This window comes from Klebsiella sp. MISC125, from assembly GCF_051131775.1.
Classification (GTDB): domain Bacteria; phylum Pseudomonadota; class Gammaproteobacteria; order Enterobacterales; family Enterobacteriaceae; genus Klebsiella.
In genome coordinates this window covers 2,202,162-2,214,770 of sequence record NZ_CP180448.1, presented here as the reverse complement: position 1 = coordinate 2,214,770, position 12,609 = coordinate 2,202,162, and the positions used below count along the sequence as shown (strand labels likewise).

The 12,609-nt window shown below is 55.1% G+C and carries 14 protein-coding genes; 3 read left to right on the top strand and 11 right to left on the bottom strand.

Annotated features, from left to right (window positions below):
- Positions 1-14: 14 nt before the first annotated feature.
- Positions 15-758 carry a lipoyl protein ligase domain-containing protein gene (locus ACMYSL_RS10395; protein ID WP_434662643.1) on the top strand — a complete coding sequence of 248 codons (744 nt, stop codon included), beginning with the start codon at positions 15-17 and terminating at the stop codon, positions 756-758.
- Here ACMYSL_RS10395 and ACMYSL_RS10390 read toward each other — a convergent pair.
- Positions 751-1,668 carry a LysR family transcriptional regulator gene (locus tag ACMYSL_RS10390; RefSeq protein WP_434662642.1) on the bottom strand — a complete coding sequence of 306 codons (918 nt, stop codon included), beginning with the start codon at positions 1,666-1,668 and terminating at the stop codon, positions 751-753. The genes ACMYSL_RS10395 and ACMYSL_RS10390 overlap by 8 nt on opposite strands.
- Positions 1,669-1,782: 114 nt before the next feature.
- On the opposite strand from ACMYSL_RS10390, the gene ACMYSL_RS10385 reads away from it, so the two are divergent.
- Positions 1,783-2,172 (top strand): tautomerase family protein, encoded by a 390-nt coding sequence (locus tag ACMYSL_RS10385; protein WP_434662641.1) that lies wholly within the window; start codon positions 1,783-1,785, stop codon positions 2,170-2,172.
- Here ACMYSL_RS10385 and ACMYSL_RS10380 read toward each other — a convergent pair.
- From ACMYSL_RS10380 to ACMYSL_RS10355, 6 genes are all read right to left on the bottom strand, one after another.
- Positions 2,169-3,173: a LacI family DNA-binding transcriptional regulator gene (locus tag ACMYSL_RS10380; RefSeq protein WP_434662639.1), complete on the bottom strand. Its 1,005-nt coding sequence runs from the start codon at positions 3,171-3,173 to the stop codon at positions 2,169-2,171. The two genes, ACMYSL_RS10385 and ACMYSL_RS10380, sit on opposite strands and share 4 nt — an antisense overlap.
- A gap of 123 nt (positions 3,174-3,296) precedes the next feature.
- The gene (locus ACMYSL_RS10375; protein ID WP_181485696.1) at positions 3,297-4,238 is read right to left on the bottom strand and encodes a sugar phosphate isomerase/epimerase family protein; all 942 of its coding nucleotides are present in this window, start codon (positions 4,236-4,238) and stop codon (positions 3,297-3,299) included.
- Positions 4,235-4,684 (bottom strand): PTS sugar transporter subunit IIA, encoded by a 450-nt coding sequence (locus ACMYSL_RS10370; protein ID WP_182207268.1) that lies wholly within the window; start codon positions 4,682-4,684, stop codon positions 4,235-4,237. The genes ACMYSL_RS10375 and ACMYSL_RS10370 overlap by 4 nt, the downstream gene beginning before the upstream one ends.
- A 24-nt stretch (positions 4,685-4,708) precedes the next feature.
- Entirely contained in the window at positions 4,709-5,719 is a 1,011-nt protein-coding gene (locus tag ACMYSL_RS10365) for a Gfo/Idh/MocA family protein (RefSeq protein ID WP_434662636.1), read from the bottom strand.
- Between the two features lie 21 nt (positions 5,720-5,740).
- Positions 5,741-7,165 carry a sugar porter family MFS transporter gene (locus tag ACMYSL_RS10360; protein WP_112216589.1) on the bottom strand — a complete coding sequence of 475 codons (1,425 nt, stop codon included), beginning with the start codon at positions 7,163-7,165 and terminating at the stop codon, positions 5,741-5,743.
- Positions 7,166-7,545: 380 nt separating this feature from the next.
- Positions 7,546-8,277, bottom strand: coding sequence for an HPP family protein (locus ACMYSL_RS10355; protein WP_434662634.1), 732 nt, complete (start codon positions 8,275-8,277; stop codon positions 7,546-7,548).
- Between the two features lie 250 nt (positions 8,278-8,527).
- Between ACMYSL_RS10355 and ACMYSL_RS10350 the strand changes: the two genes are divergently transcribed.
- Complete coding sequence (locus ACMYSL_RS10350) at positions 8,528-9,637, top strand: adenosylhomocysteinase (RefSeq protein ID WP_181485691.1); 1,110 nt, start codon at positions 8,528-8,530, stop codon at positions 9,635-9,637.
- Between the two features lie 111 nt (positions 9,638-9,748).
- Here ACMYSL_RS10350 and cobS read toward each other — a convergent pair whose 3' ends face one another.
- The 4 genes from cobS to ACMYSL_RS10330 form a co-directional block, all read right to left on the bottom strand.
- The gene (gene cobS, locus ACMYSL_RS10345) at positions 9,749-10,489 is read right to left on the bottom strand and encodes an adenosylcobinamide-GDP ribazoletransferase (RefSeq protein ID WP_181485690.1); all 741 of its coding nucleotides are present in this window, start codon (positions 10,487-10,489) and stop codon (positions 9,749-9,751) included.
- A 77-nt stretch (positions 10,490-10,566) separates the two neighbouring features.
- Positions 10,567-10,767 carry a bifunctional adenosylcobinamide kinase/adenosylcobinamide-phosphate guanylyltransferase gene (locus ACMYSL_RS10340; protein WP_434662631.1) on the bottom strand — a complete coding sequence of 67 codons (201 nt, stop codon included), beginning with the start codon at positions 10,765-10,767 and terminating at the stop codon, positions 10,567-10,569.
- Positions 10,768-10,964: 197 nt separating this feature from the next.
- Positions 10,965-11,300, bottom strand: coding sequence for a DUF496 family protein (locus ACMYSL_RS10335; RefSeq protein WP_110275437.1), 336 nt, complete (start codon positions 11,298-11,300; stop codon positions 10,965-10,967).
- A 168-nt stretch (positions 11,301-11,468) separates the two neighbouring features.
- A complete protein-coding gene (locus tag ACMYSL_RS10330; RefSeq protein WP_142514892.1) occupies positions 11,469-12,527 on the bottom strand; it encodes an FUSC family protein in 1,059 nt (352 codons plus the stop codon).
- Between the last annotated feature and the right edge of the window lie 82 nt (positions 12,528-12,609).

Here is a 12,609-nt window from a genome sequence, read left to right as displayed (position 1 = left end):
TTTAAGGAGACAAAATGACTCAGGACTCTCGCGGCGAGGCATGCTGGCCGACGCGTTTTAATCACCAGCTGCTGCCGATTCAATATTGCCCCGACCCGACGCTGGCGGAGCAGCCGCTGTTTGATCGGGCTATTAACGGTGAAGCCGTCGCTCAGCTATGGCAGGCTCCGCAGGGGTTTGTGGTCCCCGGAAGCTACCGAAAGTTCACGGAACTGGCGGCGGTAAGTGAGCAGTTTGCCCGCCAGGGTTGGCCGGTCTGGCTGCGCCGATCCGGCGGCGGGCTGGTGCCGCAGGGGCCGGGGATTATCAATCTCAGCCTCGCCTGGCCGGTTTACCAACCGCTGGGCGACGCGGCAGAGCCGATTTATCTGTTCCTCTGCGGCCTGCTTCAGCGCACGCTGGCAACTTTTAACGTCGCCAGCCATTTCCAGGCGGTGAGCGGTTCGTTTTGCGATGGTCGCTACAATCTGGCCTGCGGTGAAGGCGAGCTGGTGCGTAAAATCGCCGGTACGGCTCAGTATTGGCGACCAATGGCTGGGGGCAAAGGCCATGTGGTCCTCGCCCACGCGGTGATATTGCTGGACGCCGATCTCCATGCAGCGCATCAGGCGGCGAATGCCTTTGAAGCGCATCTGGGCAGCGGTCGAACCTACCGCACCGATAAAACCGTGGCCCTGGCGGAGCTTATCCCTGAAGAGGCTGATTTGCTCCCCCGCTTTCGCGAGGCGCTGGTGCAAGTACTGCAAAACATCAGCTAAAAGTGGTCTTCAGATAGCGGCTAAAGGTCTCTACCGCCCGCGATACCCGCGGCGTGTAGGGGCGAATGACGTAAAGATTTTCCGCAAACACATCCACCGGCTGCCAGCCCGGCAACAGTTCCTGTACCAACCCACGGCCAATCGCCTCTCTGGCGCTAAAATCCGGCAGTAATGCAATTCCCAGCCCAGCCAGCACCGCATCGCGCAGGGATTCACTGTTGTTGGTCGAAAACGGCCCCTGCACTTTCACGCTGACTCGTTCATTGCCGCATTCGAAGGTCCAGTGCGGGCTTTGCGGCCCACGCGGATAGGTCAGGCAGTGATGGTGACGCAGCGCGTCTGGCGAGTCGGGGCGACCAAAGCGGCGAATATAATCCGCCGAGGCAACAACCAGGGTTGCCGTCTGACAGAGTGGCCAGGCCACATGGGTCTGTGGCAGCAGTTCGCGACGGCAGTGGCGAATGGCAAGATCGAATCCTTCGCTAGCCAGCGACACCAGCCGGTCGGTGACTTCCAGTTGAAGATGAAGCTGTGGATGCTCGTGCAAAAAGGGCGTGATAGCCGGGACCAGCTGCTGGCGCGAAAAGGCCACCGGTGCGGTTAGCCGCAGCGTTCCGCGCAGTGGCCCGCCTTCATCATCGCAGGTGCCGGTGAAGATCTCGCGGATCTGCCCAAAAGGCTCGTTAAGCTCCGCCACCAGCCGCAACCCATCTTCGCTTAACGTGACGCTGCGAGTGGTTCGGTGCACCAGCGCCTTGCCGGTCACCCGCTCCAGTTCGCTGATCTTCTGGCTAATGGCGGACTTACTCACCGCCAGCTTTTCAGCCGCGCGGGTGTAGCTTTTTTGCTCCTCCAGTACCGTTAGCCAGTACAGGTGAGTCCAGTATATTTCCGGGCGGATTTCGTTCATGTCGATTGTTCACGTAGGAAAACAATGAGTTCAAATATAGCGGTTTTTGCCCGCATCAGCATGGGTTAGCATCACATTCATCGCTCGTTAATCCAACAATAAGGACCACCTGCCATGCCGTTACTGACGTTTGATATTATTGAAGGCCGTAGTGAAAGCGAGATCAAAACCCTGCTGGATGCGGCTCACCGCGCCGTGGTGCAGGCATTCAAAGTACCCGAGCGCGACCGTTACCAGATTGTTCACGAAAACAAAGCTCACCATATGGTGATTGAAGATACCGGACTGGAACTAACGCGCAGCAAAGAGGTGGTCGTGGTGAGAGTTTATACCAGCCCGCGCAGCGAACAGCAGAAGCAGCTTTTCTATGCCACTCTGCAAACTCAATTGCAGGAGCACTGCGGGCTGAGCGGCGATGACCTGATGATCTCGGTGATAAGCAACCACAAAGGCGACTGGAGTTTTGGCCGCGGCGTCGCACAGTATATGACCGGCGAGCTTTAGCCCTGGTGGCGATGAGACTGGCGCACGATCAGTTCCCCGGTGCGCCACGCCGCCGGCAAGCCTTCAGTTGCGTCGATCAGTCGATTCAGTGCCTCTTCAACCAGCCGCTCGCGCCGTTGATCGTAAGTGGTCAGCTGCCACTCCGGCGCTGCCGCTTCGTCGATATTATCGAAACCGACAATACTCATGGTTAAATCCCGCTCGCGCAGCGCCTGCAGCGCGCCAATGGCCAGAATATCGTTTTCGCAGAACAGAGCATCGACTCGCTCGGCTTCAGGCGTAGCGTCAAGATAGTCGCTCATCGCAGCATATCCCCGGGTGCGCAGATACTGCCCGGCCACCAGCAACGTATCAAGTCGACAACCGCCCTTCTCCAGCGCCGCCTGATACCCTTCCATTCGCAGTAAATGATGCGACGGGGTGTCAGGCCCTTTCATATAACCAAATGTACGATGCCCCTGCCCTAGCAGCAGTTCAGCGATCTGCTTGCCAGCAAGCCAGCCGTCGATATTCACCACCTGGATTTCCGGATTCTCGGTATTACGACCAATCTGCACCAGCGGTACCCGGTGAATTTCAGTGGCGATCGCAATAAGCTCCGGCGTCAGTACCGTTGCCATAAACAGAATGCCGTCGACCTGGAGCTGGTAAGCCAACGCCATCGCCGTGCGGTTGCTTTCCTGATCGGCAACGTTAATTACCAATGCCATATAGCCGCGATTTTGTAGCTGGCGAGTCACTTCATTGAGCAACAGCACCATATTGGGATTGCGCAGCTCGTCTACCGCCACGCCGATGATGTGGGTTTGCTTTTGCGTCAGGCTGCGCGCCAGCAAATTAGGCCGATACCCCAGGGTATTGGCGGCCTTCATGACATCTTCTCGCGTTTTCGCCTGGATAGATGCCCCGGGGGTAAACGCCCGGGAAACGGTCCACTTTGAGACGCCCGCCAGTAACGCAACATCGCTGGCGGTCGCTTTTTGTCGTTTAGAGGCGCTCATTCTCGGTTTTAACGTTCCTGATGATTAACATCCAATAGAACGTAAAATACAGCAAGATAGAATCCGCTCAACAAAAAACGCACCGCGTTCTCCCGCCCCCCGGTGGAAGAACGCGGCCCGTTATCACTGACTTAAGGTTGCGTTAAGGGCATCAATCGACGTCCGTAGCCCCGCTTCAACGCTCATCGTCAGGTCCTCCATCTCCAGCGATACATAACCGTTGTAACCGGTCATGCGCAGCACTGAGAAGAACTCTTTCCACCACTTCAAATCCTGTCCGCAGCCAACCGCCACGTAGTTCCAGGTCCGGGTTTTGGTTTCAGTCACCGGCTGATACTCCAGCAGACCGTCAACGTCCGCCAGTCCGCGCTCAATACGCGCATCTTTACCGTGAACGTGATAAATCACTCCTTCCAGCTTCCGGGCAGCGGCAATGGGCTCAGCCCCCATGGCAATCAGGTGCGACGGGTCGAGGTTCATGCCGATGATGTCACCCACCGCATCGCGCAGGCGCAGCAACGTGCTCGGGTTGTACACCAGCTGGCTGGGGAACTCTTCGAGGGCAATCTGTTCGATCCCGTGCTCAGCCGCATGGCGGGCAAAAGCCTGCCACCACGGTATCGCCACCTCGTTCCACTGGTAATCAATCACCCCTGGCATATAGTCGGGCCAGGAAACCGTTGAGGTTATCCAGTTAGGGATTTTGTCGTCCGGGCCGCCGCCGGGCAGACCGCTCATCATGACGATTTTTTTCACGCCGAGCTTCGCCGCCAGCTCAACGGTGCGGTAGCTGCTGGCGGTATGCTTTTCGCCCAGCGCGCCGGGTGCCAGCGGATTACCCGAACAGTTCAGGGCAACGATTTCCATGCCGCGTTTTTCCAGTTCTCCGCAAAACGCCGCGAGCTTCGCTGGGGAAGCCAGCAGCTCTTCGGTTTTCACATGCGGACAAGGCGACCAGCCGCCTGCGGTCATCTCCACGCCGTTAATGCCATACTGCTTCACGCGGTCGAGCATTTCAGGGAAAGCCAGGTCGGCGAGAACATCAGTACAGAGTGCCAGTTTCATATTCTATCCTTCTTAAATGAGTGACCTTCGAGGATCTGCATAAACGCGTCTTTGCTGTCGGCGCTGGCGAGCAGCGTCGTTTTCACTTCGTCATCAAGCAGGTCTGCCAGATCCGCGATAACATCAATGTGTTCATTATTTTTTGCCGCCACGGCGACCACCAGGAAAGCCACTCTGCCTTCCCCCCAGCCCACGCCATCCGGAAACTGAAACAGCTGGAAGCCAGTTTGCCGCACCAAATCAATGCCCTCTTTGCTGCAATGAGGCATCGCCACGCCCGCCCCGAGCCAGGTAGAGAGCGCCTTTTCGCGATCTACCATTGATTCAAAAAAACCGTCGCTGACGTAACCGCTAGCCTGCAGGGAATCCGCAGCAATGCGCAGCGCCTTCTTCTTTGAATTCGCCCGGCAGCCAATAAAAATATCTTCTTGTTTGAGGGTTAACATGCGCCTCTCCCGTGCGTTAAAGGGTTAGCGATACAGCGCCGGGCATTCCGGCAGAGAGACGGCGTGCTTCTCGCCATCCTTCAGCGAAGCCAGCCCGGCATCGCACACCATCGCCACGACATACCCATCCCACGAAGATGGCCCGGTCATTTCACTGCCTTCATTCACGCGGTCAACAAAGTTCTGCACTTCACGATCGTAGGCGGTGGCGAAACGTTCCATGCAGGTCTGCGGGATCGCCCGGCTGTAGCCTTTCGTTGAACGAGTGGTGGTGAGCGCCTGCTCGGTCAGCGCGCTGATGGCGTTTTCACCGATCACTTCACAACGGATGTCGTAGCCGTAATCACAGTTCACAAACAGTTCATCATCGATGCGCACGCCGGATTCGGTTTCAAAAATCACGATCAGCGGATCCTGCAGGTGCGCACAGGCTCTGCGGGTCTTCTTACGCGGTTTGTCGACGCGCACCGACACGATATTTTCGTCGAGCAGATAGCGAATAATGTCGATTTCGTGGGTCGCGGAATCGTTAATCGCCATTTCCAGGGTGTAGCTTTCCGGGACCGAGGCGTTGCGGTGGGCGCAATGAATCAACAAAATTTCGCCTAGTTCGCCACCGTCCAAAGTGGCTTTGAGCTGGTTGTACCCGGGGTCGAAGCGGCGCATAAATCCCAGCTGTAACATGCGTTTGCCGCACGCCACTTCAGCATCAATAATCGCCCTCGCTTCATCAGCGGTTGGGGTCAGCGGTTTTTCGCAAAATACCGGCTTGCCCGCTTTAATCGCTGCCAATATTTGCTCTTTGTGAACCGGGCCGATTGAGCAAATAAAAACGGCATCTACGTCGTCTGATTGAATCATCTCCACCGCATCGTAATAAGCCTGCGCGCCATATTCACGAGCTATGGAGTCGGTCACGTTGTGATTAATATCGCAAACAGCGCTGACTCTGGCGTTCTGAATAATCGACTGGAAACGCTGTAAATGGTCGCGCCCAATCATGCCCAAACCAATTAAACCGATATTGACTGTCATATGTTCCTCCACATTTCTAAATCAGAATCTGAATTTTTGTTCAATTTGCTCAAGGGTTAATCCGCGGGTTTCCGGAAGATATTTCACCAGCAGAATCAACATAATGACGTTGGTACCGGCGAAGAAACCGAAGGTCATTCCACCGCCATAGTTGTTAAGTAAAATCGGGAACACGGACTGGATGATGAAGTCAAAAATCCATAGCCCGAATACCGCAAAGCCCATTCCCAGGCCTCGCATCCGCAGCGGGTAAATTTCCGCGAGCATTAGCCAGAACACCGGGGCAATCCACCCCTGCATAAAGGTCAGGAACACCAGCATCAGGGCGAGAATGATGTAGCTGGCGCCGGCAAAGTTGGCCTGCAGCCCGCTAACGCCATCAACGGTTTCCATGTGGAAGAAGAGTTTGAAAGAGAGGCCGATCAGCACCAGGCTTAACGTGACGCCTATCTGCCCGGTGAAGAACATTTTCCGCCGCGAGTGTCTGCCAATCAGCAGCATCCCTAATAGAGTCGCGAGGATAGAAACCACGCCGTTAGCCACCGCGCCGGTCACCGCCGCCGCATCGCCGAGACCGGTGGATTTCAGCACCGTCGGGGCGTAGTACATGATGGTATTAACCCCGGTGACCCGCGTCGCCAGCACAATCATTAAGCCAATTAAAATCAGCTGTAGCACCCATTTCTTTTTCAGTTCGTCGATAAACCGACCATGGATAGCGCCAGCCTGGCTTACCTGCTGAATATCGCGGATCTCCTGCTCCACTTCTTCCGGACGGCGAATCGTTTTCAACACCGCAACCGCTTTGTCGATTTGCCCCTTACGCACAAAGAAACGTGGAGACTCCGGCATCACCAGCATGCCGATCCACAGCAGCGCACCGGGCAGCGCCGGGATTGCCAGCATCAAGCGCCAGTTGTGTGACATATCGGGATAGAAATTGACAATGGCGGCGTTGACCGAATAGGCGAGAAACTGCCCGGTGACGATCATCAGCTCGTTGACCGTGACCAGCCGTTCGCGCTGCGAGGGCCTCGCTAGTTCGGAGATATAAATCGGTACCGTCACCGACGCGCAGCCCACCGCCAGTCCAAGGATAAAACGGGCGATGATCATCGACGACATATCCCACGCTACGGCGGTACCGAGCGCGCCGAAGATAAAGATAATCGCCACCCAAAGGATATTTTTCCGCCTGCCCTGCCGGTCCGACAGCCAACCGCCACCAACGGAGCCGATTGCAGCGCCGAATAATAAGAATGATGTCACCAGCCCTTCCTGCAACGGGCTGAGGCCAAGGTCGTTCTTCATAAAAATCAGTGCGCCGGAAATAACCCCGGTGTCATAGCCAAAGCACAAACCGCCGATGGTGGAGACGAGGGTTATTAATCTGATTTTCTTATCATTATCTGTTTTACGACTTTCAGTTATCACATGATCGGTCATTTTGTTGTCCTGTCAGGGATGAGCGTTCTATCGTTTTGTTTTTATGAATAAAAAGATCACATTGCCAATGCAGAGACAGCAGGTTCTGGCATCGGAAATCAGTTGCAAACCTCTTTGCACCCGGGTGCATAATTTAACAACTTGTTATACGCTTACGAATTAAAAAATCCATATCAATTTATTTTGGAATTTTCATTTCGTTAAGGGCGTCAACTTTTTGCTCATCAAATGGACGATTTCCTCGATCGCAATCACGATCCAGAGAGTTTTGTACGTACGGGGCGTGAAGAATTGCCTGACTCGGCTATTGGTCGGGAGGAAGTACAATAAAAAAGGGAACGCGAGGTAAATTCACGTTCCCCCGGTAGCAGGAAAGAAAATCAGGATCGTTGCGTGCTGGCGATCCGCAGCCTGGCTTTCTGCTCGATATTTTCCAGCAGTTCCTGCACGTCATCTTCATCAATATCGAGAAACTGACCGTCGAGCAGCGCCGCGTGGATATCGTCACGCGTCACAGCGATGCCCAGCGGCACCGATTTCGCCTTCACTTCTTCCGCCGCCAGCGGGTGCGGATAGCGGCGTCCAACCAGATTATTGAAGACAATGGCCAGCAGCGCCAGCATTAAGGAGTTGAGTAATACCGGAGTTAAAACAAAGTGATAGCCTTCACTCTGCACACCAGCGCCGCCAAGGATCGCGGTTAACGCCACCGCCCCGCCCGGCGGATGCAGGCAACGCAGGAAATACATTCCGGCGATCGCCAGCCCTGCCGCCACACCGCAAGCCAGCGCGAGATCGGGGACCAGTATCCCCACCGTCACCCCGATGATCGCCGATAATACGTTGCCGCCGACAATCGACCACGGTTGGGCTAGCGGACTGCTCGGCACGCCAAACAGCAACACCGCCGATGCGCCCATTGGCGCGATAAACCAGAGATTGACTTCGCCCAGCAACCAGTGGCTGAACATGCTGGTTACCGCCAGCCCCGTCCCGGCACCGATCGACGCCAAAACAATGTGTTTTCTGGCGACCGGCAAAGCATGTGGTTTCAAACGGCCAAGGAAGATACGGATCCGTGAAAAGAACGATCCGGGTAAAACGCTTAACATCGTACAACTCGCTTACGTCATAATAAGAACTTATGTTTCATTTTCTTTTTTTAACCATAATTTAACAACCATGTCTTTATCGTGGCTTTACAGTATTCATTTTGTGAATATAAAAAATTTACACGCTACGTTAAAATCACTCTCCCCGTCGGGATATATACCCTGAATAATTCAAGTTGCAGGAAGCCAACGCACATGCAACTTAAAGTATGACGGGTATACCCACTCTATGGATTGAAGGTCAACCACATTGAATAACAAAACAAATTTAGAGAAAGAAGTGGCATGGGCCAGTCAGAATATGCCGCGCACCCTGCGCCAGGTTGCCGCCCTGCCCGACCTCAGCCAGGTCCGCCTGGCCTGCTGCATGCATCTTGATATGAAAATGATCCCACTGGTACAGGGGATCCTCGAGAAAGGCGCGAAAGTTTTCCTCACCACCTGTAATCCAACGACAGTACAGGACGAGGTTGTCGCCTGGCTGGTGGAACGCGGCGCAGAAGCCTGTGCATGGCGCGATATGAGCGATGCCGACTGGCAGCAATCCTGGGAAAAAGCGATTGCATGGCAGCCGACGCATCTGTGTGAAATGGGCGCGGATATTACCACGCTGCTGCATCAGCGCGGCGAGTTCGGCAACATCGTGGCTGGGCTTGAAGCGACGGGTTCCGGCGTCAGTCGTTTGGGCGATATCCGTCCCGGCTATCCGATTTTTAACTGGGATGATTTACCGGTTAAAGAGGGGCTGCACAACCGCCATATGGTCGGTTTGACCGCCTGGCACACCTTCTTCCAGACCACCCATCTCACCCTGCATGAGAAAAAAGTACTGGTGATCGGTTATGGTCTGGTTGGTCAGGGCGTAGCGGCGGCAGCAAAAGCCTTCGGCGGCCAGGTGATGGTGGCGGAAATCGATCCGGCCCGTCGACTCCAGGCGGCCTACGACGGCTGGCACGTGGTTGAATTGCAGGAAGCGATTGCCTCAGCAGACGTTGTTGCCACGGCGACCGGTGGTAAAAAAGTGGTCAATAGACAGGCGCTGGATAAGGCCAAAGATGGCGTGTTTATCCTTAACGTCGGCCACGTGGCGGAAGAGATTGACTGCGAGTACCTGCGCCAGTTCAGCCATGAAGAGGTGATGCCGTATATCAACGCCTATCGGATGGGCGATAAAACCGTGTATCTGATGGCTAATGGTTCAATGCTCAACCTGACCGCCGGTTTTGGCGATAGCCTGAACGCCTTCGACGTCACCCTGGCGGTGATGACCAGCGGCATTCAGCATATCGTGACCGACGGAATGAACGCGCCAGCGGACGTTTATCTGCTGCCGCAGAGCGTGTGGCAAAAAGCGCTGTAGGCGTATGCGCTGGGTAATTTCCCGGAGGCGGCGCGATGCGCCATGTCCGGGCTACCCAGCATGCAGACTGTAGCCCGGTCATACACAGCGCCACCGGGAAGAAAGCAATTCCTATAGCAGCGCCAGCAGAAATATCACTTCCCCCAGCTCAATCGCTGCGCCTAATGTATCGCCTGTTTGCCCACCCAGGGTACGCTTCAGCGCCTGACCCAACGCCCAGACCAGCACCACCGTGATGAGTGCCGCTCGCAAACCGTTGACTCCGAGCAGCAGCGTCGCCAGCACCAGAGCTATCCCCATGGTAATCAGCGTCTGACGCAGCGTAATCTTGCCGATAAACAGATTACCCAGCCCCTCCTCGCGGGCGTAGCGCTGGCGATACATCAGCAGCACCGCCATCCCGCGACCCACGGCGCAGGCAGCCGCCAGCGCAGCAATTGCCGACGTCCCGCGTAGCGCGACTTCGCTCACCACCAGCACCTTAGCGACCAGCACGAAGATCAGCGCCAGACCCCCATGGGTTCCTAGCCGACTGTCGCGCATGATTTCCAGCATCCGCTCACGGCGACGGGCGGAAAAGATGCCATCGCAGGTATCCGCCAGACCATCAAGATGAAAACCGCCAGTCAACAGCGCCAGCGCCAGCACGCCGAGCAGCGCGGCAAGCGGGCCACCGCACCACGGCTGGAGCAGCATCACCACCGCGCCGCCGATAGCCCCCAGCAAAAGCCCGACGAATGGAAACGTGACGATACTGCGTTGATATTGTTCTATCTCCAGCCCCTGGGACAAACGCGCCGGGACCGGCAGGCGACTGATAAACGATAATGCGGCAAAAAAAGACTTAATCATTGAAGTGAGACTCCTGTCGATAAAACCCACGGTCAGCGGTGATTTATCGCCGACCGCTACCCGATTTATCCGCGTAGCTATTTTGCAAAAAATACCTGACATCCATCTTCCAGACGCCAGTGAGCCAGCCGGGTATCACGGTGGTGTTGGATGCGAGCGCTTACTTGATTGTCGGAAATCCAGGAGGTGATGATGTAGGCAGCCGAAACGAAGGTGTTGAGTATAGATTCGGCATCACGGCATTGGTCGCTATGCGCGCCACCGGCAATCAGTATCATCGCGGCGGCACCTGTTGCAGGGACAGCATGAGATAAACCCTTCCGATATCAATATGTTTACGGCGGGAGTATACCAAATTATAGGGGGTTGGATCAGCGTTGCGCGGGCTGTTTTGCTGAGGATTTGAGAGATAACGCAGATTTGGTGAAAGATGACCCCGGCGGCGAGAACCGCCACCGGAGCGCTAAACCGGGGATTACTCGCCCGCTTTCTCTTCGACTTTCGCTTCGCCCATCACTTTCAGCTTTTTAGAGATATCGCGACGTTCTTTAGAGATCTCAGCATTTTTGATGATGTAATCGTCAACGCGATCTTCGTAATCGCTTTTCATGCTGGCAATGATGCCCTGAATAGCTTCAACGCTCATGCCCGGCTTGATGTAGTCGCTGAGGTTGTCCAGCAGCAGTACGCGCTTCTGGTTATCACGGATCTTTTTCTCAACGTCCTGAATTTCACGCTGCAGCTTGTTCTTACGACGGTACAGGCGAACAAACTCCAGTACGTCCTGGAAAGAAGGCTTAATTGTTTCCATTTTTACACCCCTAATATTTGAGATTCGGATTCGCTAAAGCGACTGCTACATAGGGCTAACATAACTGTTAGCAGCCGCTGATGACAATGTTTTTTCCTTTGCTCTAATCATAACCCTAAACGCTGCTGAATCGAAGCAACCGATGGGCAAACCGCGCGTATCTGGTCTTTATTTACGCAACGCCCGGCAGATTAAATGCGACAGCAGTTCAAGCTGGCGCGCCAGCTCTATGGTTAACCAGACATAACCATGAATCGGCGTTTCGGAGAAATTCTCATCCTGCTGCTCTTTGATAAGCAGACGCAGCTCGGCAACGATTTCATTCAGCTTTTCATTATTGGCGAGAATTGGCTGCGGGTTACCTTCGTAGAGTGCATGAGCGATGGTCAGCAGCGTTTGCTGAGTCATTTGCTGGGTTTCACGCAGCGTATGGGCATTAAGCATCACGAAGTGACCGGGCCTTGAGGCCCAGTAAGCATTGATTTGCAGCTCCAGCATACAGACCAGATTGCGGCTGACGGTCTGGATCGCTTCGAAGATGGATTTCTGGATGTGCGTCTCTTTGCTGGCCGGGGTGATCAAACCACGCATTTTCACCACGTCGTTGAGCACTTTTTGCAGATGTTTTTCCAGACGCGGACGTTCAACGAGATTCGGCGAAAAGCCCGCCTGATAGAGCCGGTTAAAAGTGGTGACGTAGCTGGCCATCTGGATACGCCAGTGCAGAAACGCCCGCTGCGGCCAGATACCGGTAAACAGCATCGCCAGCAGGGAACCAAAGATAACGTCGCCGCTTCGCCACAACGCAGTATTCATGTCTCCCGGCGGCGCACCGACAACCACCGCCAGCGTAATGCCAATCAGCAGCGCCTGATAGGGCTTTTTACCCAATGCCAACCAGCCACAGAGGAACATTGCCGCCGCGCACCACAGCAGCATAATGGGCAGCGAGATAAGCTCCAGCTTGAGCGCCACCAGCCCGAGGGCCGAACCAAGAATGGTGCCGCCGATGCGCTGAAACGCACGCGGCACCACGTTTCCCCAAAAGGAGATGGGCCCCATAACCACCACAAGGGTGATGAGTGGCCAGGTCCCTTCCGGAACCTTAAGCAAGCGCACCAGCAGAAAGGTGAGCACAAAGGCCAATGCTATTCGCACACCATGGACTATGCGGTAATGGCGATACAGCCGAATTTCAAATGGCTTAAGTGATTTATCCGCGCGCACAACCGACTCCGACACAACGAAAACGCCAATTGTAACTGCTTTTTCGCCGCAAGCATCACGCGAATGTAAGAAACCTTGTCCA

Bases quoted from the DNA above. Each gene is read 5' to 3' on its own strand.
- ACMYSL_RS10365 (WP_434662636.1), bottom strand. From the start codon at position 5,719: ATGACAGTCAATATCGGTTTAATTGGTTTGGGCATGATTGGGCGCGAC.
- ACMYSL_RS10385 (WP_434662641.1), top strand. From the start codon at position 1,783: ATGCCGTTACTGACGTTTGATATTATTGAAGGCCGTAGTGAAAGCGAG.
- ACMYSL_RS10355 (WP_434662634.1), bottom strand. From the start codon at position 8,277: ATGTTAAGCGTTTTACCCGGATCGTTCTTTTCACGGATCCGTATCTTC.
- ACMYSL_RS10370 (WP_182207268.1), bottom strand. From the start codon at position 4,684: ATGTTAACCCTCAAACAAGAAGATATTTTTATTGGCTGCCGGGCGAAT.
- ACMYSL_RS10335 (WP_110275437.1), bottom strand. From the start codon at position 11,300: ATGGAAACAATTAAGCCTTCTTTCCAGGACGTACTGGAGTTTGTTCGC.
- ACMYSL_RS10395 (WP_434662643.1), top strand. From the start codon at position 15: ATGACTCAGGACTCTCGCGGCGAGGCATGCTGGCCGACGCGTTTTAAT.
- ACMYSL_RS10375 (WP_181485696.1), bottom strand. From the start codon at position 4,238: ATGAAACTGGCACTCTGTACTGATGTTCTCGCCGACCTGGCTTTCCCT.
- cobS (WP_181485690.1), bottom strand. From the start codon at position 10,489: ATGATTAAGTCTTTTTTTGCCGCATTATCGTTTATCAGTCGCCTGCCG.
- ACMYSL_RS10390 (WP_434662642.1), bottom strand. From the start codon at position 1,668: ATGAACGAAATCCGCCCGGAAATATACTGGACTCACCTGTACTGGCTA.
- ACMYSL_RS10340 (WP_434662631.1), bottom strand. From the start codon at position 10,767: ATGATACTGATTGCCGGTGGCGCGCATAGCGACCAATGCCGTGATGCC.
- ACMYSL_RS10380 (WP_434662639.1), bottom strand. From the start codon at position 3,173: ATGAGCGCCTCTAAACGACAAAAAGCGACCGCCAGCGATGTTGCGTTA.
- ACMYSL_RS10360 (WP_112216589.1), bottom strand. From the start codon at position 7,165: ATGACCGATCATGTGATAACTGAAAGTCGTAAAACAGATAATGATAAG.